Below are 19,707 nucleotides of genomic sequence, written 5' to 3' on the forward strand. Positions count from 1 at the left end.
CCGACAGCCTGGTGGAGGACCGGTGCGATGGACCTAGACAAGGCAAATGCGGCGCTCGATTCGGTCTACTCGGCGTCTTCGCCGGACGAACTCGCCAAGGCCTATGCCGACTGGGCCGCGACCTACGACAGCGAAACCGCCGCGCTCGGCTATCTCTTGCCCTTCCTCATCACCGCATGGGTGGCGCGCTATGTCTCCGCCTCGGAAGGGCCGCTGCTCGATGCCGGCTGCGGAACCGGGCTCTCCGGCCCGTCGATGAAGGCGCTCGGCTACCATCGCCTCGCCGGCCTCGACCTCTCGCCCGACATGCTCAAGATCGCCGCCAGCCGCCAGACCTATGACGATTTGCGCCAGGGTACGCTCGGCGAAACGCTGCCGTGGCCCGACGGCCATTTCCGCGCCTTCTTCTCCACCGGCGTGTTCACCATGGGCCATGCGCCGGCATCCGGCCTCAACGATCTCGTCCGCATTACCAGAAGCGGCGGCCACGCCATCTTCACCGTGCGCGATCAGGTGTTCGACAACGGCGGTTTTGCCGGCGTCATCGCCAACCTTGAAAAACAGGGCAAATGGCGGCTGGTCGAAGAGAGCCCGTGGTTCCGCTGCTATGCGGTGACCGAGCCGGAAGCGCGGGTCAAAACCTTCGTCTTCGAGGTTTTGTAAGCCGGCGCGGAACCGGCTGCCGCCCGCGGCGTTGCTTGCTCGATCGACCGGCAGGAGCAGGACAAGCGCGCGATGGAACAACTCGTCGAGGAATTCGGCCACCCCACCTTCACCTCATTCCCGGTCATCGTCGCCCGGTTGGCGCTGGCCGCCATGCTCGGCGCGGCCATCGGCTTCGAGCGGGAATGGCGGGCGCGTCCCGCCGGCCTGCGCACGCACATGCTGGTCTGCATCGCCGCCGCCACCTTCGCCATCCTCACCATCGAGATCGTCCATGCGCCGATGTTCGGGCAAAGCGCCATGCGCGAAGCGGTCACCGTCGATCCCATCCGCATGGTCGAGGCGGTCACCGCCGGCGTCGCCTTCCTTGCCGCCGGCGTCGTCATCTTCACGCGCGGCGAAGTCCACGGCCTCACCACAGGTGCCGGCATGTGGCTGGCCGGCGCCATCGGCGTCGCGGCAGGGATCGGCCTTTGGCAGATCGCAGTCCTTGCCACCCTCATCGCGCTTGTCGTGCTCGGCTTCCTGCACGCGTTCGAACGCCGCCTGGAGATCGGCGGATCCCCAGGCGGCGAAGCCCCGGCCTCAGGCGGCAAGGCCGGAACCAAGCGTTCCAAGTGAACGCTATTGCTTCATGATCTTGCCCGGCAGCGTGAGGTCGCCGGAGGCAACGTCATGCACGCCGGTCACGCACAGAAGCGGGGCCTTGCCCTCGGAGTTGACCTGCAATTCCGCCGTCACCGCGTCGAAGGAAACGCCTTCGCCGCCCTTCACCGGCACGGTGATCTTCGCCACCTTGCCTTTCAGGCTCGGCGACATGCCGGGGCTGTCCAGCGCCAGCGGCAGCATCGGCGCGGTCGGCGGCAACAGATCGACGCCCGGCGAAACGTCGAGCACCTTCAGCCCCGCGCCGCAGCCATCGTCCTTGCCCAGCACCACCCAGTGCGAATGCCAGTCGGCGCCGTCATTGGCGGGGTCGCCGTCGCCGTTTTCGTCGAACAGCGGCGTGTCGTCGAAATCCGGATGCGCGGTGATCGCAAGCGCCAGTATGCCGGACTTTTCGGCAAAGCCCACGGCGGAGGGGTCGAAGCCGGTCGGCCAGACATAGGCCGCCACCTTCGCGCCTTGCAATTTGCCGGTCGCTTCCGGCTTCACCGATCCGGCCTCGCCGGCCACTTCCATCATGAAGGTCGAGAGCCGGCCGTCGGTGGTGGCCGAGGCGGACGTGATGTCGAACGCCGCCGGCTTCGACGGATCAACCGCGCTTTCTATGCCGTGGGCGAAGGCCGACTGGCCAAGCGCCAGCAGCGCTGCCGCCGCCAGGAGAGAGGTTTTCATGGTCAAGTCTCCAATGGTATTGAGTCGATACCATATCGGCATAGCAGGGTGGATTGCGCATTGCAAGATTGGTAGTGTTACGATACTAAGATACATGTCTCCCGAAAGTGGGAACCGGTTTCGGGAAAAAGACATGCATGGAAGGAGCAAAAGCGTGAGAAGCGAAGCAGAAGTCCGCGAGACGCTTTGACGGCCATGCGAAATGACGTTGAAACCATTGAACTGATCGAGCGGCTGGCGCGGCTGGTCACCAATGAAGGCCACGCGCACGGCATGAAGCCGGCGCAGTGGGAGGCGTTGCGCTTCCTTGCCCGCGCCAACCGCTTTTCGCGCACGCCGGGCGGGCTCACCGCCTATCTCGGCCTCACCAAGGGCACGGTTTCGCAAACGCTGATGTCGCTGGAACGCGCCGGCCTTGTCGAGAAAACCGCCAATCCGGGCGATGGCCGCTCGGTGCGCCTCGACCTCACCGAAAAGGGCAGGGCGCTGTTGCCGCTCGACGGCATGGCGACGATAAAGCAGGCTTTCGAGGCCTTGCCGCCGCCGCTGCGCGCTTCGCTTGGCGATGGGGTCGCTGCGCTGGTCACCTCGGCGCTCGCTGCGCGCTCAGGCCGCGCCTTCGGCATCTGCCGCGCCTGCCGCCATTTCGCTGCCGATGCGCGCGGACCGGGCCAGCACTACTGCCAGCTGCTCAAGCAACCGCTGGAAGACGCCGAAGCCGAGCAGATCTGCCAGGAGCAGGAAGCGGCTTGAGGCCGCTTTGGCTTCACGAAAGCGATTAGATTTCAATCGTACGAAACAAGAACAAATTATGCCCTGTGAATTGCGGGTACACGCGGGTCGGGGGCTTGTGCTTCACGCCGTGGTTGCAGTCGAATGGAAACGGCGGTGGCTGATTCTTTCCCGAGAGAGCCACCGCCGTCACTGCAACCGAGCCACAAGGCGGCTAGGCACATGAAGTACAACCGGCACACTAAATCCTTGCCCTGTTCCGTCAAGCGCCTTGTGGTTCAATCTACAGGAGCGTCAAATGACGAGCACAGCACAGATCAAATGCATCAATAAGGACCCACGCCTCGATCCTTACCATGCGATCACGCATGTTGGCGGCTACGCAACGTCGCAATGGAGACTCACGCTTGCCGATGCAATCGGTAGGATTGAGCGTCAGGAATGGCAGTTCTACGTCGAACGCCCTTCCGGTGATCGTGTGTGGGTTTGCGTCGCAACTAGCCGATACGGAAATAAGTACCTCAAAACAGACGCTGATGGGGATGAGCCGAATAATCTCCTGAGCTTGCCTGAGTGTCCGTAAGGGTCGTCTAGTCGACTTGGCGCCGCAACAATCCGTACGTAAGCAATTGTTTGCGTTTTGTGCGGCGCCAAGTTTTGAGTGAGAATAAGTAGGTTCTTTTCGTTTAATATCAATAACATAGTTTATTTTCTATCCACGCCCTCAAAACCTCATTCATACTCCGCCGCAGTTTCTCTCTTGGGAAAGCGGTGTCGCGACGGCGCAATCGTGGGAGAGGAACCGGCGCCTCGGAGGCGGGCTAACGTGGCTCGCGCCGGGGAGGTTTGGTCTGCCCCCCACGAAGGGACCGGTTGTGTCCTGTGCAGCGTTGAAAGGGGACGCGCTAGGCTCGCCGAGCGTTGCCCTCACCTTGGAAGCGGCGTCTTTTCGGAGAGCCTGTGAGGGGACCCAGCTTGTCGATGAAAGCGGGCGGATTTGAAATCTTAAAACGCCGGACGGGCGGCCGCGAGGTCGCACCATCTATCTAAAACGAGCGCCCTTGCGGCCGCCCGTCTTCCCGACCTCGTATGAGGTCAGTTCTTTGACAATGGCCAGACGCGAAAGCGGGCGTGGCGATGAATAAGCATATCCATCTCTTCGTCATCCTAGGGCGGAGCAGGTCGAAGGCCGTTGCGGAGACCCTGGGATCCATGCCGTGACCAAACGGCAGCGCGCAAAGGGTGAAGAAGACGGCTCCCCACTGTGAAACATCGCGAATGTCCCAACCCTCACGGCATGGATCCTCGGGTCGCGCCTCTCGCTACGCTCGGGCTTGCCCGAGGATGACGAAAGGAAGGGACCTTCCATGCAACGAGACATTCCCCTATCCAGCCGGCAATTGCCGAGGGCGGAAAAGATTGATATGAGCGAGGCCATGGAAGAGTTGTTCGGAGACCCGTCCTACAAGGGCTTCGTGCTGCAGGACAAGAAGCGCCTGCCAGCGCGCTTTTTTGCGTGCATTTCGGGCGCGCTCGCCAGCCGGCTTTCCTGAGCCGATCCGCCTTCATGCCGGCCCGGCCGGTTTTCGCTTCCAAACTTTGAAATCGACGGATTTACGCACATGAGCGCCCCTTCTGAACCCAAATTGCGCACCCTCTACGACAAGATTTTCGACGACCACGTGGTTGACCGGCAGGAAGACGGCACTTGCCTGCTCTATATCGACCGCCACCTCGTCCATGAAGTGACCAGCCCGCAGGCGTTCGAAGGCCTGCGCATGACCAACCGCAAGGTGCGCCATCCCGAGCGCACGCTGGCCGTGGTCGATCACAACGTGCCGACCTCGCCGGATCGCGTCAACGGCATCAAGAACGAGGAAAGCCGCATCCAGGTCGAGGCGCTGGCCAAGAACGCCGCCGATTTCGGCGTCGAATATTACTCCGAGAAGGATCGCCGCCAGGGCATCGTCCACATCATCGGGCCGGAGCAGGGTTTTACTTTGCCGGGCATGACCATCGTCTGCGGCGACAGCCACACCTCCACGCACGGCGCGTTCGGCGCGCTGGCGCACGGCATCGGCACGTCCGAGGTCGAGCATGTGCTGGCAACGCAGACGCTGATCCAGCGCAAGGCCAAGAACATGCTGGTGCGCGTCGACGGCCAGTTGCCGGCCGGCGTCACCGCCAAGGACATCATCCTTGCCATCATCGGCGAGATCGGCACCGCCGGCGGCACCGGCTACGTCATCGAATATGCCGGCGAGGCGATCCGTTCGCTGTCGATGGAAGGCCGTATGACCATCTGCAACATGTCGATCGAAGGCGGCGCGCGCGCCGGCCTGATCGCGCCGGACGAAACCACCTTCGCCTATGTCAAGGACAAGCCGCGCGCGCCGAAGGGTGCTGCGTGGGACATGGCGCTCGATTACTGGAAGACGCTGCAGACCGACGAAGGCGCGCATTTCGACAAGGTCGTGGTGCTTAACGCAGCAGCCCTGCCGCCCATCGTCACCTGGGGTTCGTCGCCGGAGGACGTCGCCTCCGTGCTCGGCACCGTGCCCGATCCCAACGAGATCGAGGACGAGAACAAGCGCAATTCAAAGATCCGCGCGCTCGAATATATGGGCCTGACCGCCGGCACGAAGATCACCGACATCGAACTCGATCGCGTCTTCATCGGCTCCTGCACCAATGGCCGTATCGAGGATTTGCGCGCTGTTGCCGCCGTCGCCAAGGGAAAGAAGGTCAATCCGCGCGTCAACGCCATGATCGTGCCGGGTTCGGGCCTCGTCAAGGAGCAGGCCGAGGCCGAGGGTCTCGACAAGATCTTCATCGAGGCCGGTTTCGACTGGCGCGAGCCGGGCTGCTCCATGTGCCTTGCCATGAACGACGACCGGCTGAAGCCGCATGAGCGCTGCGCCTCGACCTCGAACCGCAATTTCGAGGGCCGCCAGGGCTTCAAGGGCCGCACGCACCTGGTCTCGCCGGCCATGGCGGCGGCTGCCGCAATCGCCGGCCATTTCGTCGACATCCGCGACTGGCAATAAGTAAAGCCGGCTAAAAGGTCGGTGGAGAAGCTCCGGGATTTCGTCATTCCGGAGCTTTTTACTTTCGGGAAATTAAGTAGAACGGCGAAGAAAATCCGTAAAACGACGATTGCCTGCATCTTCTGATTGAACTTAACCCGTTGTTTGCGCTTCGGGTCTAAGGGTTTCGCCACGGAACCGGTGGAAGTTGCGTCTAGAGTGGATACGAGCCTGTTCATAGCGTTGCTCAATCCGGCGATCTCGCTGGTGCTGGCGGCGGCTTTCCTGGCGCTCTGGTTCTATCTGCGGCAGTTGCATCTGGGCCTCATGGCCGGTGGCTACGGCATATCGGCGGCCGGGTTCGTGCTGCAATCCTTCGCCTTGCCATTGGGCTTCAATGTCGCCAGGGCCATTGCAGGCGGCATGTTTGCGCTGTCGGTCTGTCTTGTCGGCGCTGCGGTCATCCTGCGTTTCGGCCGCGTGCGCACCCTTCCGGTCGTCGCCGCCCTGGCCACCGTGGGCTTTGTCGCGCAAATGTGGTTCATGTTCGTCGATCCGGACATGACCAAGCGCATCCTGTCGCTCAATTTTGCCTTCGGTGCGGCCTGCCTCGTCATTGCAGCTGACCTCTGGCCAAGCCGGGCGCGCAGCATGGCCGAATATTTCCTGTTCGGCATTGCGGTGCTTACGACGGTCAATTTCATTGCCCGGCCGCTTGTCATACTGGCCATCTATGGGCCGGTCACCAGCCCGGAGGCCTTCTTCACCTCGATCTACTGGCGCTCCGCCATGCTGTCGCACGCGCTGTTTGCGCTGCTGATCTCGCTTTGCGTGTTCGCCGCCGCCGCACTCGACATGGTTTCGGGACTAAGACACGTGTCGCAAACCGATCCGCTGTCTGGCCTTCTGAACAGGCGTGGCTTCGACCTCTCCGCGCAGCGGCTGCTGGACCAGTGCGCCGAGACCGGTTGCCCGGTCACGCTCGTTCTCGCCGATCTCGATCACTTCAAGTCGATCAACGACCGCTATGGCCACGCCACCGGCGACCGCGTCATCGCAACCTTTGCCGACAAGCTGCAGGCGGCGGCGTCGGGAGCGCGCGGCGTTGCCGGGCGCATCGGCGGCGAGGAGTTCGCCGTGCTGCTGCCATGGGCGGACCTTGCCGCCGCGCGCTTGCTTGCCGAGGCGGTCCGCGTCCTCTTTTCGAGTGGCGACTTGGTGGGCTTTCCGCCCGGGTTGCGGGTCACCGCGAGTTTCGGCGTCACGGCCAGGGCCGGCAACGAGCATCTCGCGGCCTTGATGCTCAGGGCCGACGAGGCGCTCTACAAGGCCAAGCAGAATGGCCGCAACAGCGTGCGCATGTCGTACGAGCGACCGTCGGAGCCCCACCCGGGTGAAATTTTGTTGGCTCCGTCTTATCCACGCTAAGTGCGTGGACGTTAACATGTTCTTGGTGCGTCCGTGATTGTGTGGATAGGGGCGCATGAGAACGGAAATGACGAGCGCAACCTTCATCCTTGCCATCAATCTGTTCGCAGCAGCGCTTCTGGCAGCATCCTTCCTGACACTCGCCGCACTCGGTGCGCGGCGTAGTGCTGCGCATTGGCTGGCGTTCAGCTATGTCATCGGGGTGGGTTATCTTCTCATCGAGGCCAGTATTCCGGGGTTCAACGAGCCCCGTCTGCCGGTCACCGCGGCGTTTGCCGTTTTCCTTGCGGCCACGATTGCCCTCAACATCGGCTTGGCCCAAAACTACGATGCGGCGGCGCCACGCCTCGCCATGGTGCTCTTTCTTCTGGCCGCAACCGTCGTCGTCTATCTGGTGCAGGATTTGCCGCGCCACGCGCTGACCCGCATGATGGCGTATCAATTGCCCTACGCCGCGATGCAACTCGTGGCGCTCGGCATCGTGTGGTCATCGAAGCGGCGGCAATCCGTGCTCGACCGATTGCTCTTGATCGTGCTCGGCCTCAGCGCGCTGCAGTTCGCGAGCAAGCCGTTCCTCGCCCATGCCCTCGGCGGATGGGGCGCAAACCCGCAAAGCTATCTGCAAAGCAACTACGCAATGGTCTCCCAGACGATGGGCACCATATTTGCGCTGGCGGTTGCCTTGCTCCTGCTCGGCATATTGATGCGCGATGCGCTTGCGGAAGCCGCCCTCAAATCCGAAGTCGACGCCCTGTCGCGGCTGCTCAATCGCGGTGGCTTCCAGGCTCGCGCCGGCATCGCGCTGCGCTCGGCCCGCAAGCAGGGCGTGCCGGTGTCGCTCGTCCTGGCCGATCTCGATCATTTCAAAGCCATCAACGATAACTTCGGACACGCATCGGGTGACCGCGTCATCGAGGTGTTTGCCAGCTTCCTGCGCGATACGATTGCTTGCAACCATGTCGTCGGCCGAATAGGCGGCGAAGAATTCGCCATCCTTTTGCCGGGCACCAACCTGACGTCGGCGCGGCTTTTCGCCGAGGGCGTCCGCAGCGCCTTCAGCGCGTTGCCGATAGACGGCCTGCCGAAGGATCATCGCTGCACCGCGAGCTTCGGCGTATCCGAACTCCAGACGGAAGAAGGTCTGGCCGATCTTATGCGAAGGGCCGACGATGCCCTTTATGGCGCCAAGAAGGCCGGGCGTGATCAGGTCAAGGTGTCGGGCAGCTCGCTTGGCCTCGTCAAATCATCGACAAGCCCATCGAACGGGCCGTCCGGCTTGAACTTCAACGGCAAGGGCTGAGTTCCGGCATCTCGCCATCCGAGAGGCCGTACATATAGCTGCGTCCCTTGACGAAGACAGGCGGGCGATAGCAATCCGCCCACGGTCCGGCATCCCGGTTGAAGTAGATCACCTTGGGCTTGGCGGCCTGTTCCGTATAGCCGGCCATCTTCTTTGCCATATGGCCTTCGCCGACGAGAATGCGCTTGTAGCCGGCGGCGCTGTCGATGACGAGATTGCCGAATGAATCGGAATAAACGCGGTCCTGGTGGCGCGACCATGCAGATGCCGGCGCGGCATAGCCGACGGCAAGCAATGAAAGCACTGCGAGGCTGGATAAGCCAAGGCTCGAACGCATGTTGTTGCTCCGTGTGTGAGGCAAGCCTCCTCGAATCACGAGATTAACGATTTCTTAACCATTGTTAATAGACTGCACCGCATCCGGGCCCAGCCATCGGCAAACATGGTTAACGGCCAAACACGCAAAGCTCTGCACAGATTTGCCACCCTCTTGATCGTTGGGGTGTCGGCCAGCTAGTTTCGCGCTCTGGAGGAAAATGTATGGCGTTTCGCCTCACGGCTTCGGTGGCGATCATCCTGCTGCCGGCCTTCGCCTGTACAGCGTGCGTTTCCAGCCCCGGCGGGAAGGGTATCGCAACCGCGCTCGATACCGGATTTGGCGACGGTTCTTCGGCAATGTCGATCGTTGCGGACGAGGAAACCTCGCAGCCCGGCACGGCGACCTACAATTGTGCCGACGGCGGCATGATGACCATCCAGAATCTTGGCACGTCCGTGCGCATCCTGGGGCCGGACGGCGTCGCCGAGGAATTGCCTGCCTCGCCTTCGAATCAGCGCAGCCGCTACGGCCAGGCGCATGACGCAATCGTGCTTGATGGACGTGAAGCGCTGGTAGTCAAGGCCGGCCAGACGCCGCTGCCTTGCACGCGCTGATAAAATTCCCTATAGTTAAATATGTTTCCTGATGAGATAATTGACCACTTCAATCGTTTGAAGCGCAAATATGTGATTTCATCAGACTAAATTATGAATCGGAAACGGTTTTCTGACTTTGACGCGGTGCAAAAAGCGTTCTAGAAACCGCCATCCAAAGTCGCATTCGGAAACTGCGGTAGCGCTTTCAAACCGCATGATCCGATGCTGAACGGGGGAGCCATGAGCAGATCACCAGCCACCCGAGACAGGCCGCTATCGCCGCATCTGACGATCTACCGGCCTCCCATCACCATGACCATGTCGATCGTGCACCGAATTACCGGCGGCGCGCTCTATTTCGGTACGCTGCTCGTGGCCTGGTGGCTGACTGCCGCGGTCGGGCCGCAGGCCTACTTTGATTTCGTCAACGGCATTTTTGGCTCGCTCATCGGACGACTGGTCCTGTTCGGCTACACCTGGGCACTGATGCACCACATGCTGGGCGGCATCCGCCATCTGGTGTGGGATACCGGCGCAGGTCTCGAAAAGCACACCGCTTCCAAGATCGCGTGGGCGACATTGGCCGGATCGGTCGCGCTCACGCTCGCGATCTGGATCGTCGGCTATCTCGCAAGGGGGGCCTGATCATGAGCGCTGGCAAAAACGACATGCGCACGCCTTTGGGCAAGGTGCGCGGATTGGGCTCGGTCCGCGAAGGCACCCAGCATTTCTGGCGACAGCGCCTCACGGCAATCGCCAACATTCCGCTGACGCTGGCCTTCGTCGGCCTTCTCATCTGCCTGAATGGCGCAAGCTACGAGGATGTGCGGGCAACGCTTGCCAATCCTGCGGTGGCGCTGGTGATGATCCTGATGCTTCTGTCCGGCCTCTACCACATGCGGCTCGGCATGCAGATCGTCATCGAGGATTATGTCCACGGCGAAGGCAGCAAGCTCGCGCTTCTGGCACTCAATACATTTTTCACAATAGCGGTTGGCGTGGTTTCTATCTTCGCTCTGCTCAAGCTGTCATTCGGAGGCTGAGCCTTGGCCAAGGACGCAAAATCAACCAACGCGGCTTCGGCCTATACCTATGTCGATCACCAGTTCGATGTCGTCGTCGTCGGCGCCGGCGGTTCGGGCCTTCGGGCAACGCTCGGCATGGCCGAACAGGGTCTGAAGACGGCCTGCATCACCAAGGTTTTCCCGACCCGCTCGCACACCGTCGCGGCGCAGGGCGGCATCGCCGCATCCTTGAAGAACATGGGGCCGGACCATTGGCACTGGCATCTCTACGACACCGTCAAGGGTTCGGATTGGCTGGGCGACACGGACGCGATGGAATATCTGGCGCGTGAGGCGCCGGCTGCCGTCTACGAGCTCGAGCATTACGGCGTACCGTTCTCGCGCACCGAAGAAGGCAAGATCTACCAGCGCCCCTTCGGCGGCCACATGCAGAACTTCGGCGACGGCCCGCCCGTGCAGCGCACCTGTGCTGCCGCGGACCGCACCGGCCATGCCATCCTGCACACGCTTTACGGCCAGTCGCTGAAGCACCATGCCCAGTTCTTCATCGAGTATTTCGCGCTCGATCTCATCATGGACGAGGACGGCACCTGCACCGGCGTCGTCGCATGGAACCTCGACGATGGCACCATCCATCGCTTTTCGGCAAAGATGGTGGTGCTGGCGACGGGCGGCTACGGACGCGCCTATTTCTCGGCCACCTCGGCTCATACCTGCACCGGCGACGGCGGCGGCATGGCGGCGCGTGCCGGCCTGCCCTTGCAGGACATGGAGTTCGTGCAGTTCCACCCGACCGGCATCTACGGCGCGGGCTGCCTGATCACCGAGGGCGCGCGCGGCGAAGGCGGTTATCTCGTCAATTCCGAAGGCGAGCGCTTCATGGAGCGCTATGCGCCGTCGGCCAAGGACCTTGCTTCGCGCGACGTGGTTTCGCGCTGCATGACGCTGGAAATCCGCGAAGGACGCGGCGTCGGCAAGAACAAGGACCACATCTTCCTGCATCTCGACCATCTCGATCCGGCGGTGCTGGCGGAGCGGCTGCCCGGCATTTCGGAATCGGCCAAGATTTTCGCAGGCGTCGATCTCACCAAGGAGCCGATCCCGGTCCTGCCTACGGTCCATTACAATATGGGCGGCGTGCCGACCAATTACTGGGGCGAAGTGCTGAACCCGACGGCAAAGCAGCCTGACAGGGTGTCGCCCGGCCTGATGGCGGTCGGCGAAGCCGGCTGCGCCTCCGTCCACGGTGCCAACCGGCTTGGCTCCAACTCGCTGATCGACCTTGTCGTGTTCGGCCGCGCCGCCGCGATCCGCGCCGGTCAGGTCATCGACCGCAAGTCGTCCGTGCCGTCGCTCAACATGGCTTCCGTCGACAAGATCATGGATCGCTTCGACCGCCTGCGTCACGCCAATGGCAGCACGCCGACGGCGGTCATCCGCGAGCGGATGCAAAAGGCCATGCAGGACGATGCAGCGGTGTTCCGCACCCAGGAGTCGCTTGAAAAGGGTTGCGAGCGCATCAGCGCGATCTGGAATGAGCTCAAGGACATCAAGGTATTCGACCGCTCGATGATCTGGAACTCCGATCTGGTCGAAACGCTCGAACTGGAAAACCTGATGGCCAACGCCATTGCCACGGTCTACGGGGCTGAGGCGCGCAAGGAAAGCCGCGGCGCACATGCCCGCGAGGACTTTTCCGCCCGTGACGACGCCAACTGGCGCAAGCACACGCTTGCCCATGTCAGCGACGAGGGCAAGGTTACGCTGACCTATCGGCCGGTTCACACCGATCCGCAGATCAAGCCGGAAGACGGCGGGATCGACCCGAAGAAGATCGCGCCCAAGGCGCGGGTGTATTGAGGACCTGACGCCATGGTCGAACTCGCACTCCCCAAGAACTCGCAGATCAGGCAGGGCAAGACCTGGCCGAAGCCGGAAGGCGCGACCAACTTGCGCGAATACCGCATCTACCGCTGGTCGCCGGATGACGGCGAGAACCCGAGCATCGACACCTATTTCGTCGATATGGACGATTGCGGCCCGATGGTGCTCGATGCTCTGCTCTACATCAAGAACAAGATCGACCCGACACTGACACTGCGCCGCTCATGCCGTGAGGGCATTTGCGGTTCCTGCGCCATGAACATCGACGGCTCCAACACGCTTGCCTGCACCAAGGGCTGCGACGACATTTCCGGTGCGATCAAGATTTATCCGCTGCCGCATATGCAGGTGGTCAAGGATCTCGTTCCCGACCTGAACAATTTCTATGCGCAACATGCGTCCATCGAGCCGTGGCTGAAGACGGTGTCGCCGGAGCCTGCGAAGGAGTGGCTGCAGAGCCATGAAGACCGCGAGAAGCTCGACGGCCTCTACGAGTGCATCCTGTGCGCCTGCTGCTCGACGTCGTGCCCGAGCTACTGGTGGAACGGCGACCGTTATCTCGGACCTGCCGTTTTGTTGCAGGCCTATCGCTGGCTGATCGATTCCCGCGACGAGGCAACCGGCGAGCGGCTCGATAATCTGGAAGACCCGTTCCGGCTCTACCGCTGCCACACCATCATGAACTGCGCGCAGACATGCCCCAAGGGTTTGAACCCGGCAAAGGCGATTGCCGAGATCAAGAAGCTGATGGTCGAGAGAAGGGTCTGACCCTTCTCAACCCGGCCTAACTTTCAAGCAAGGCCCGGTCGCGGCGCTGGCAAGGGGTGGAAGCGCCTGAAGGCGACAAAGCCCGCACCGATGCACAACAGCAGAACCAAGCCTTGAACTGCAGCAAAGGGTGGCTCGGAGCCGGTCGGCGCATAGGCGTTCAGGGCCGGAACTTTCAGGAAGAGCTGCACGACCAGCACGAACAGGTTGAAGTAAAGCGATATCACGGCGGTGATGACGTAAATGCCGCGCCAGCCGTTTTCCATCTGCTTGAGGTAGCGCGCCGCCAGGCACAAGACCATCACGACCGTGCCGATGATGCCGACGCCGATCGCGGGTGTAAAACCTTTGAACGGAAACACGAAACCTGTCAGGTTCGTCAACAAGGTGGTGACCAGGAATATTGCCGTCAGGGTGCTCATGCGCCTGGACGAAAAAAGGCCCCAGACGACGATTAGGCCGGTGACAATGCCGATGATGCTGATCAGGACATGAAATGTCTGTAGTGTCGAAACGCCGAAGAACATCGTATCCCTCCATACCCGTTCGATCCACGGGCGAAGCAAACACCCGGATCGCCAAACAGTAAATAGCTGCCGTGGCTGACCAAAGATGACCGACAACGAACTCCTCGTCCTCAATGCCGCCGAAGCGCGCGTACTCGGTTCGCTCATCGAGAAGAAGGAACTGACGCCCGACGTCTATCCGCTTTCGCTCAACGCAGCGCACGCGGCGGCGAACCAGAAGACGGCGCGCGAACCGGTCATGGTGCTTGAGCAGGCCGAGGTTCAGCGGGCGCTGAAGCTCCTTGAGCAGAAGGGGTTGGCGCGACAGGTCTTCGGCTCGCGCGTCGAACGCTACGAGCATCAGCTTGCCCAGCGCTTTTCATTGACGACGCCGCAGATCACGCTGGTCGGGCTGCTTCTTTTGCGCGGGCCCCAGACGGCATACGAGCTTCTGGCCCGGAGCGAACGGATGGCGCGCTTTTCCTCAATAGAAGACTTGCGCGACAATCTCGACCTATTGATCGGGCGCAGGCCGCCGCTGGTGCAGCAACTCGACCGTGCCCCGGGCCAACGCGAGGAACGTTTTGTCCACCTTCTGTGCGGACCCGTCGACGCCAGCGCGTTCGCTGCGCCTGCGGTTGCATCGGGACGCACGTCGGACCTCGAAGCACGCGTCGCGGCACTTGAGGAGCAGGTGGCGCGCCTGAGCGAGCGCCTCGATGCGTTGAGTGGCGAAGGCCGTTAGCTTTTCGCCTGAGCACTTACCGGTCATGCCGCCTCGCATAAAAAATCCCGGAGCCGCTACGGTCCCCGGGATTTTTCATATTCTAACCCGTGCCAGCTTGCCGGCAGGGTCAAGCGCGCCACTCAGGCGAGCTTGGCGTCGAGCGTGATCTTGATGGCGCCGAGCGCCCTCGACACGGGGCATTCGCCCTTGGCCTTTTCCGCCAGTTCCTTGAACTTGGCTGTATCGATGCCGGGCACCTTTCCGACGACGGTCAAGGCGCTGCCGGTGATGCCGGTGCCGGGCGTCAGCGTCACGACGGCGGTTGCGTCGAGATTGTCGGCGGGCGTGCCGTTTTCAGCCAGGAAGTGCGAAAACTGCATGGCAAAGCAGCCGGCGTGCGCAGCCGCGATCAGCTCTTCCGGGTTGGTGCCGGTCTTGCCGCTTTCGTCTTCGAAGCGGCCCTTGAAGGAATAGGGCTGCTTGCTGAACACACCGCTTTGCAGGTCGAGCGTGCCGGCACCCTCCTTCAGATTGCCCTTCCAGACGGCGTTTGCGTGACGATCCATGATAGTCTCCTTGTTAAAGCGGCCAAAAAAGGGGCCTGCAGGCCTATATGAACGATAGTGCAGGGCGTTGTTGATGCAAGGCAAACAATAAGCGCGCCATGCGTCTATTGGCAGACATCGACCCATTCGGCGTTGGTAAGCTCGGCCATCCGCTCAGGCGGCAGTCGAACCGCCGCGTTGGTGGCCCCTGCAGCCGGCACCACTTCCTCGAAAGACCGCAGCGAGGCATCGCAGTAGACGGGCAGCGGCGCGGGAAGCCCGAACGGGCAGACGCCGCCGACCGGATGGCTGGTCGCCTCCACGACCTGATCGGCCTCCAGCATGCGGGCCTTGGCGCCGAAGCGATCGCGGAATTTGCGGTTGTCGATGCGCGCCATGCCGCCGGCTACCACCAGCATGATCTGGTCGCCGGCGCGCAGGCAGATCGTCTTGGCGATCTGCGCCGGCTCGACGCCATGCGCCTCGGCGGCAAGCGCCACCGTTGCCGAGCTTTCCTCGGTCACGATGACATTTATGTCGGGAGCGTGGGCTGCGAAAAAAGCGCGAACGGAATCAAGGCTCATGGCACGTCGTATAACAATCAAATTTGGAAAAGCGAACGCCTTTCAGGTTCAGATGGCCTCGCCCTTCAGCAGGCGAGGTGTTCCACCGGCAAGACCGGAAGCCTGCCGGATGAAGAACTCCTTCAGGCGTGGCAGGCGCTCGACAATGCCGAGACCGATGTCGCGCGCCGTGCGGATAGGCGCGATGTCGTTGGAGAACAGCCGGTTCAAAACATCCGTGGTCACGCCCATCTGCACCGTGTCGAAGCGCCGCCATTGCTGGTAGCGCTCGAGAACGTCGAGCGCGCCGATATCCTGTCCCAGCCGGTCGGCCTCGACGATCACCTCGGCCAGTGCCGCGACATCCTTGAAGCCGAGGTTCAGGCCTTGTCCTGCAATGGGGTGGATGCCGTGCGCGGCGTCTCCGGCCAGCGCGATGCGCGGCGCGACGAAGGCGCGGGCCAGCGTCAGGCCAAGCGGCCATGCGCGCGGGTTGGTCTCCACCTTGATCTCGCCGAGCTTCAACCCGAAGCGCCGCTCCAGTTCCGCCTCGAAAACGAGGTCGTCGCCGTTCACCAGCTTGTCGGCGTCTTCGGTGCGTTCCACCCATACCAGCGACGAGCGGTTGCCCTTCAGCGGCAAGGTGGCGAACGGGCCGGCGGGCAGGAAATGCTCTTCGGCAAGACCGTTGTGCGGCCGCTCATGCGCCACGGTGCAGACGATGCCGGACTGGCCGTAGCTCCAATGCACCGTCTTGATGCCGGCAAGGTCGCGCAGCTTCGATTTCACGCCGTCGGCGGCCACCAGCAGGCGCGCTCTCAGGGCTGCGCCATCGGCGAGATGCACCGTCACGCCCGCGCCATCCGCATCGAAGCCTTGCACGCCCACGCCTTCGATGATGTCGATGCCAAGCTCGCCGGCGCGCTTGCGCAAGGCGCCGTTGAGGTCGCGGTTGGCGACCATATGCGCAAAGGGTTCGCCCGGCGCGACCTCGCCGTCAAAGGTCAGGAACACGGGCCGGACCGGATCGGCGGTGCGCGAATCGGTGATCACCATTTCGGTGATGGCCTGCGCTTCCGGCGCTATGTCGTCCCACACGCCAAGGCGGTCGAGCATGCGGCAGGCGGCGGCGGCGATGGCCGAGGCGCGGCCGTCCTTTTGCCAGACGCCGGCCGGCGCGGCATCGACGACGGCAACGGAGAGGCTCGGCCTTGCCTGCTTCAGCGACACGGCGGCGGCAAGGCCGACATAGCCCGCACCGGCCACCAGAACGTCCAGCCTGGACTGGCCTTTATCCTCGGCCTTGCGTTCAGCCATTGCCAAAACCTTTCGTGTTGCCGGCGGCAGCATATGCAGCCTTGACGCGCTGCCGTTCCTGTCCGACACCGGCCCGGACGGTTCCGGAAAGGGTGCGATCATGACGGCAGCCATGGACGAGCTTTTGAATATACTCGACCTCGAGCGGCTGGAACACAACCTGTTCCGTGGTCGCAGCCCGCAAACCGACTGGCAGCGCGTCTTCGGCGGCCAGACCATCGCGCAGGCCCTCGTGGCCGCCCAGCGCACCGTTGAGTCCGATCGGCATGTGCATTCGCTGCACGGCTACTTCATGCGCCCCGGCGACACCAAGGTGCCGATCGTCTACGAAGTCGACCGTATCCGCGACGGCGGCTCCTTCACCACGCGGCGCGTGGTGGCGATCCAGCACGGCCACGCCATCTTTTCGCTGGAAGCCTCGTTCCAGCAGGACGAGCAGGGCCTCGACCACCAGATCCCGATGCCGCTTGACGTGCCGGCACCCGATACGCTCCTGTCGCAGCCGGAACTGATCGGAAAATTCGGCGAGGCGGTGCCCGAAGGCATTCGCCGCTACTGGGAGCGCGACCGGCCGATCGAGATGAAGCCGGTCATGCTCAAGCACTACACCAGCCGCGAAAAGCTGGAGCCGAAGCAGAACATCTGGATACGCACCAGCGGTCCCGTGCCGGCAGACCGCGCCATGCAGACGGCGGTGCTTGCCTATCTGTCCGACATGACATTGCTCGACACCTCCACCTTCGCGCATGGCCGCGCCATCTTCGACCGCGACATCCAGGCCGCCAGCCTCGACCATGCCATGTGGTTCCACCGCCCGCATGCGCTTGACGACTGGATGCTCTATTCGCAGGACAGCCCCTCCACGCAAGGGTCGCGCGGCTTTACCCGAGGCTCGCTGTTTGCCCGCGACGGCACGCTGGTTGCGTCGGTGGCGCAGGAAGGTCTGATCCGGCTCAAGCGATAAGCACATATATTAGGCAATTGTTTTTCATTGCTTATTAATTAAGCAAACTGGATTGCCGCGCATCTGAATTGTTGCGCCGCACTATGAAAATACACATGTAAAATCAGCCTCTTAACCTCTTTGCCCGCCAATTGGCACGGAGCTTGATTGTTCGTGGATGTTCTGCGGTCCCATGCGGGATGGGCAGGGCCACGTGCAACGCGGGGACCCGCACAAGCAAAGGGCAAGACCTGATGAAAATCGTGATGGCTGTCATCAAGCCGTTCAAGCTCGACGAGGTGCGCGAGGCGCTTACCGCCATTGGCGTGCAAGGGCTGACCGTCACCGAAGTCAAAGGCTACGGGCGTCAGAAAGGGCACACAGAAATCTACCGCGGCGCGGAATACGCGGTGAGCTTCCTGCCGAAACTCAAGATCGAGGTCGCGGTCGATAGCGATATTGCCGACAAGGCCGTCGAGGCCATCCGCAACGCCGCCAAGACCGGCCAGATCGGCGACGGCAAGATCTTCGTCTTCGGCATCGACCAGGCCGTGCGCATCCGCACCGGCGAAACAGACACCGACGCGCTCTGAGCGGCCAGTCGACATGCAAATGGAGAAATCAATGAGACTTCCTTCCACTCTCAAGCGTGCGGGATTGCTGGCGCCCCTCGCTTTCTCGGCGCTCGGGTCGGTTGCCGCTTTCGCGCAGGAAGCCGCGCCCACCGCAACCGAAGCAGCCGCTCCGGTGTCGGCGCTGAACAGCGGCGACACCACCTGGATGATGTTGTCCACCATCCTCGTCCTGTTCATGGCGCTGCCCGGCCTTGCGTTGTTCTATGGCGGCCTCGTCCGCTCGAAAAACATCCTGTCGATCCTCATGCAATGCACCATGATCACGGCGGTGGTCATCGTCGTCTGGGTGCTGTGGGGCTACTCCTTCGCTTTCGGCGGCGGCACCAGCCCCTATTGGGGCGGTCTCGGCAAGGTCTTCCTCGCCGGCGTCACGCGGGAATCGGAAACCGGCACCATTCCGGAATTCGTCTTCCTCTGCTTCCAGATGACCTTCGCCGCCATCACGCCGGCGCTCATCATCGGCGCATTTGCCGAGCGGGTGAAATTCTCCGCCGTGCTCCTGTTCGTCGTACTGTGGGTCAGCCTCGTCTATTTCCCCATCGCGCATATGGTGTGGGATGCCAACGGCCTCATCTTCGGCTGGGGCGCGCTCGACTTCGCGGGCGGCACGGTCGTCCACATCAACGCTGGCATCGCCGCGCTGGTTGGCGCGCTGTTGATCGGCAAGCGCCACGGTTACGGGCGTGACAACATGGCCCCGCACTCCATGCCCTTCACCATGATCGGCGCTTCCATCCTGTGGGTCGGCTGGTTCGGCTTCAATGCCGGTTCGGCGCTCGCCGCCAACGGCACGGCAGCGCTTGCCATGATCAACACCTTCACGGCCACGGCAGGTGCTGCAATCGCATGGGCTGTCGTTGAAACCGTTACGCGCGGCAAGGCCTCTATGCTCGGCGCTGCCTCCGGCATCATTGCCGGGCTGGTGGCGGTGACGCCGGCGGCGGGCTTCGTCGGCCCGGTCGGCGCCATCGTACTCGGCGCAATCGCCTCCGTCGTTTGCTACTATTTCGTGGCAACGGTGAAGATCAAGCTTGGCTATGACGACGCGCTCGACGTGTTCGGCGTGCACGGCATCGGCGGCATCGTCGGTGCGATCGGAACCGGCGTCTTTGCCTCGGCTTCGCTCGGCGGCGTCGGCTATGCCGAAGGCGTCACCATGGCCAGCCAGGTGTGGACGCAGGTCCTCGCCATCCTGGTCACGGTCGTGTGGTGCGGCGTCGTGTCGGCCATCCTCTACAAGCTCGTCGACCTCGTCGTCGGCTTGCGGCCCACGGCCGAAACCGAATCGCAAGGCCTCGACATCACCTCGCACGGAGAAGTTGCCTACCATTCCTGATCCAAACGGGCGGCCTGACGGGCCGCCTGTATTCCACCCGTCGCGGTTGTCGATTC

General features: G+C 62.5%; 23 protein-coding genes. 17 read left to right on the top strand and 6 right to left on the bottom strand.

What is annotated here, in order from left to right:
• Positions 1–27: 27 nt before the first annotated feature.
• Both ACODTY_RS01905 and ACODTY_RS01910 read left to right on the top strand, forming a co-directional pair.
• On the top strand, positions 28–663 hold the full coding sequence (locus tag ACODTY_RS01905) for a class I SAM-dependent DNA methyltransferase (RefSeq protein WP_488992596.1): 636 nt from the start codon (positions 28–30) through the stop codon (positions 661–663).
• Between the two features lie 72 nt (positions 664–735).
• Positions 736–1,284 (top strand): MgtC/SapB family protein, encoded by a 549-nt coding sequence (locus ACODTY_RS01910; protein ID WP_488992597.1) that lies wholly within the window; start codon positions 736–738, stop codon positions 1,282–1,284.
• 3 nt (positions 1,285–1,287) lie between these two features.
• Here the strand turns inward: ACODTY_RS01910 and ACODTY_RS01915 are convergent, their stop codons facing one another.
• Positions 1,288–2,001: a hypothetical protein gene (locus ACODTY_RS01915; protein WP_488992598.1), complete on the bottom strand. Its 714-nt coding sequence runs from the start codon at positions 1,999–2,001 to the stop codon at positions 1,288–1,290.
• A gap of 195 nt (positions 2,002–2,196) precedes the next feature.
• On the opposite strand from ACODTY_RS01915, the gene ACODTY_RS01920 reads away from it, so the two are divergent.
• The 6 genes from ACODTY_RS01920 (at position 2,197) to ACODTY_RS01945 (ending at position 8,487) form a co-directional block, all read left to right on the top strand.
• Positions 2,197–2,754, top strand: a complete 558-nt coding sequence (locus ACODTY_RS01920) for a MarR family winged helix-turn-helix transcriptional regulator (protein ID WP_488992599.1) — start codon at positions 2,197–2,199, stop codon at positions 2,752–2,754.
• A 277-nt stretch (positions 2,755–3,031) separates the two neighbouring features.
• A complete protein-coding gene (locus tag ACODTY_RS01925; RefSeq protein ID WP_488992600.1) occupies positions 3,032–3,316 on the top strand; it encodes a DUF3892 domain-containing protein in 285 nt (94 codons plus the stop codon).
• Between the two features lie 841 nt (positions 3,317–4,157).
• On the top strand, positions 4,158–4,286 hold the full coding sequence (locus tag ACODTY_RS01930; RefSeq protein ID WP_274533312.1) for a hypothetical protein: 129 nt from the start codon (positions 4,158–4,160) through the stop codon (positions 4,284–4,286).
• A gap of 69 nt (positions 4,287–4,355) precedes the next feature.
• A complete protein-coding gene (gene leuC, locus ACODTY_RS01935) occupies positions 4,356–5,780 on the top strand; it encodes a 3-isopropylmalate dehydratase large subunit (RefSeq protein ID WP_488992601.1) in 1,425 nt (474 codons plus the stop codon).
• A 198-nt stretch (positions 5,781–5,978) separates the two neighbouring features.
• Positions 5,979–7,187, top strand: coding sequence for a GGDEF domain-containing protein (locus ACODTY_RS01940; RefSeq protein ID WP_488992602.1), 1,209 nt, complete (start codon positions 5,979–5,981; stop codon positions 7,185–7,187).
• A 67-nt stretch (positions 7,188–7,254) separates the two neighbouring features.
• Positions 7,255–8,487, top strand: a complete 1,233-nt coding sequence (locus ACODTY_RS01945; protein ID WP_488992603.1) for a GGDEF domain-containing protein — start codon at positions 7,255–7,257, stop codon at positions 8,485–8,487.
• On the opposite strand, the gene ACODTY_RS01950 is transcribed toward ACODTY_RS01945, so the two are convergent.
• A complete protein-coding gene (locus ACODTY_RS01950) occupies positions 8,471–8,824 on the bottom strand; it encodes a hypothetical protein (protein WP_488992604.1) in 354 nt (117 codons plus the stop codon). The two genes, ACODTY_RS01945 and ACODTY_RS01950, sit on opposite strands and share 17 nt — an antisense overlap.
• Positions 8,825–9,027: 203 nt before the next feature.
• Here ACODTY_RS01950 and ACODTY_RS01955 point away from each other — a divergent pair, with 203 nt between their 5' ends.
• From ACODTY_RS01955 to ACODTY_RS01975, 5 genes are all read left to right on the top strand, one after another.
• The gene (locus ACODTY_RS01955) at positions 9,028–9,420 is read left to right on the top strand and encodes a hypothetical protein (RefSeq protein WP_488992605.1); all 393 of its coding nucleotides are present in this window, start codon (positions 9,028–9,030) and stop codon (positions 9,418–9,420) included.
• A 222-nt stretch (positions 9,421–9,642) separates the two neighbouring features.
• On the top strand, positions 9,643–10,047 hold the full coding sequence (sdhC, locus tag ACODTY_RS01960; protein ID WP_488992606.1) for a succinate dehydrogenase, cytochrome b556 subunit: 405 nt from the start codon (positions 9,643–9,645) through the stop codon (positions 10,045–10,047).
• Between the two features lie 2 nt (positions 10,048–10,049).
• Positions 10,050–10,445 (top strand): succinate dehydrogenase, hydrophobic membrane anchor protein, encoded by a 396-nt coding sequence (gene sdhD / locus ACODTY_RS01965; protein WP_488992607.1) that lies wholly within the window; start codon positions 10,050–10,052, stop codon positions 10,443–10,445.
• Between the two features lie 3 nt (positions 10,446–10,448).
• On the top strand, positions 10,449–12,287 hold the full coding sequence (gene sdhA, locus ACODTY_RS01970; protein ID WP_488992608.1) for a succinate dehydrogenase flavoprotein subunit: 1,839 nt from the start codon (positions 10,449–10,451) through the stop codon (positions 12,285–12,287).
• Between the two features lie 12 nt (positions 12,288–12,299).
• A complete protein-coding gene (locus tag ACODTY_RS01975) occupies positions 12,300–13,079 on the top strand; it encodes a succinate dehydrogenase iron-sulfur subunit (protein ID WP_488992609.1) in 780 nt (259 codons plus the stop codon).
• Between the two features lie 23 nt (positions 13,080–13,102).
• Here ACODTY_RS01975 and ACODTY_RS01980 read toward each other — a convergent pair whose 3' ends face one another.
• Positions 13,103–13,606, bottom strand: coding sequence for a hypothetical protein (locus ACODTY_RS01980; RefSeq protein WP_488992610.1), 504 nt, complete (start codon positions 13,604–13,606; stop codon positions 13,103–13,105).
• Between the two features lie 85 nt (positions 13,607–13,691).
• Here ACODTY_RS01980 and ACODTY_RS01985 point away from each other — a divergent pair, with 85 nt between their 5' ends.
• Positions 13,692–14,330, top strand: a complete 639-nt coding sequence (locus tag ACODTY_RS01985; protein WP_488992611.1) for a YceH family protein — start codon at positions 13,692–13,694, stop codon at positions 14,328–14,330.
• Positions 14,331–14,452: 122 nt separating this feature from the next.
• Here ACODTY_RS01985 and ACODTY_RS01990 read toward each other — a convergent pair whose 3' ends face one another.
• From ACODTY_RS01990 to ACODTY_RS02000, 3 genes are all read right to left on the bottom strand, one after another.
• On the bottom strand, positions 14,453–14,878 hold the full coding sequence (locus tag ACODTY_RS01990; RefSeq protein ID WP_488992612.1) for an OsmC family protein: 426 nt from the start codon (positions 14,876–14,878) through the stop codon (positions 14,453–14,455).
• Between the two features lie 104 nt (positions 14,879–14,982).
• The gene (locus tag ACODTY_RS01995) at positions 14,983–15,441 is read right to left on the bottom strand and encodes a YbaK/EbsC family protein (protein ID WP_488992613.1); all 459 of its coding nucleotides are present in this window, start codon (positions 15,439–15,441) and stop codon (positions 14,983–14,985) included.
• 48 nt (positions 15,442–15,489) lie between these two features.
• Positions 15,490–16,737, bottom strand: a complete 1,248-nt coding sequence (locus ACODTY_RS02000) for a ubiquinone biosynthesis hydroxylase (protein WP_488992614.1) — start codon at positions 16,735–16,737, stop codon at positions 15,490–15,492.
• A gap of 100 nt (positions 16,738–16,837) precedes the next feature.
• Here ACODTY_RS02000 and tesB point away from each other — a divergent pair, with 100 nt between their 5' ends.
• The 3 genes from tesB (at position 16,838) to ACODTY_RS02015 (ending at position 19,651) form a co-directional block, all read left to right on the top strand.
• Entirely contained in the window at positions 16,838–17,701 is an 864-nt protein-coding gene (tesB, locus tag ACODTY_RS02005; protein WP_488992615.1) for an acyl-CoA thioesterase II, read from the top strand.
• A gap of 233 nt (positions 17,702–17,934) precedes the next feature.
• On the top strand, positions 17,935–18,273 hold the full coding sequence (locus ACODTY_RS02010; protein WP_488992616.1) for a P-II family nitrogen regulator: 339 nt from the start codon (positions 17,935–17,937) through the stop codon (positions 18,271–18,273).
• A gap of 31 nt (positions 18,274–18,304) precedes the next feature.
• Complete coding sequence (locus ACODTY_RS02015) at positions 18,305–19,651, top strand: ammonium transporter (RefSeq protein WP_488992617.1); 1,347 nt, start codon at positions 18,305–18,307, stop codon at positions 19,649–19,651.
• Positions 19,652–19,707: the final 56 nt, after the last annotated feature.

Source organism: Mesorhizobium sp. FG116 (assembly GCF_057809835.1).

Bases quoted from the DNA above. Each gene is read 5' to 3' on its own strand.
- leuC (WP_488992601.1), top strand. From the start codon at position 4,356: ATGAGCGCCCCTTCTGAACCCAAATTGCGCACCCTCTACGACAAGATT.
- tesB (WP_488992615.1), top strand. From the start codon at position 16,838: ATGACGGCAGCCATGGACGAGCTTTTGAATATACTCGACCTCGAGCGG.
- ACODTY_RS01980 (WP_488992610.1), bottom strand. From the start codon at position 13,606: ATGTTCTTCGGCGTTTCGACACTACAGACATTTCATGTCCTGATCAGC.
- ACODTY_RS01920 (WP_488992599.1), top strand. From the start codon at position 2,197: ATGCGAAATGACGTTGAAACCATTGAACTGATCGAGCGGCTGGCGCGG.
- ACODTY_RS01985 (WP_488992611.1), top strand. From the start codon at position 13,692: ATGACCGACAACGAACTCCTCGTCCTCAATGCCGCCGAAGCGCGCGTA.
- ACODTY_RS01995 (WP_488992613.1), bottom strand. From the start codon at position 15,441: ATGAGCCTTGATTCCGTTCGCGCTTTTTTCGCAGCCCACGCTCCCGAC.
- ACODTY_RS01915 (WP_488992598.1), bottom strand. From the start codon at position 2,001: ATGAAAACCTCTCTCCTGGCGGCGGCAGCGCTGCTGGCGCTTGGCCAG.
- ACODTY_RS01975 (WP_488992609.1), top strand. From the start codon at position 12,300: ATGGTCGAACTCGCACTCCCCAAGAACTCGCAGATCAGGCAGGGCAAG.
- ACODTY_RS01990 (WP_488992612.1), bottom strand. From the start codon at position 14,878: ATGGATCGTCACGCAAACGCCGTCTGGAAGGGCAATCTGAAGGAGGGT.
- sdhD (WP_488992607.1), top strand. From the start codon at position 10,050: ATGAGCGCTGGCAAAAACGACATGCGCACGCCTTTGGGCAAGGTGCGC.
- ACODTY_RS01945 (WP_488992603.1), top strand. From the start codon at position 7,255: ATGACGAGCGCAACCTTCATCCTTGCCATCAATCTGTTCGCAGCAGCG.
- ACODTY_RS01905 (WP_488992596.1), top strand. From the start codon at position 28: ATGGACCTAGACAAGGCAAATGCGGCGCTCGATTCGGTCTACTCGGCG.
- ACODTY_RS01930 (WP_274533312.1), top strand. From the start codon at position 4,158: ATGAGCGAGGCCATGGAAGAGTTGTTCGGAGACCCGTCCTACAAGGGC.
- ACODTY_RS02000 (WP_488992614.1), bottom strand. From the start codon at position 16,737: ATGGCTGAACGCAAGGCCGAGGATAAAGGCCAGTCCAGGCTGGACGTT.
- ACODTY_RS01910 (WP_488992597.1), top strand. From the start codon at position 736: ATGGAACAACTCGTCGAGGAATTCGGCCACCCCACCTTCACCTCATTC.
- sdhC (WP_488992606.1), top strand. From the start codon at position 9,643: ATGAGCAGATCACCAGCCACCCGAGACAGGCCGCTATCGCCGCATCTG.
- ACODTY_RS01950 (WP_488992604.1), bottom strand. From the start codon at position 8,824: ATGCGTTCGAGCCTTGGCTTATCCAGCCTCGCAGTGCTTTCATTGCTT.
- ACODTY_RS01955 (WP_488992605.1), top strand. From the start codon at position 9,028: ATGGCGTTTCGCCTCACGGCTTCGGTGGCGATCATCCTGCTGCCGGCC.
- ACODTY_RS02015 (WP_488992617.1), top strand. From the start codon at position 18,305: ATGAGACTTCCTTCCACTCTCAAGCGTGCGGGATTGCTGGCGCCCCTC.
- ACODTY_RS02010 (WP_488992616.1), top strand. From the start codon at position 17,935: ATGAAAATCGTGATGGCTGTCATCAAGCCGTTCAAGCTCGACGAGGTG.
- ACODTY_RS01925 (WP_488992600.1), top strand. From the start codon at position 3,032: ATGACGAGCACAGCACAGATCAAATGCATCAATAAGGACCCACGCCTC.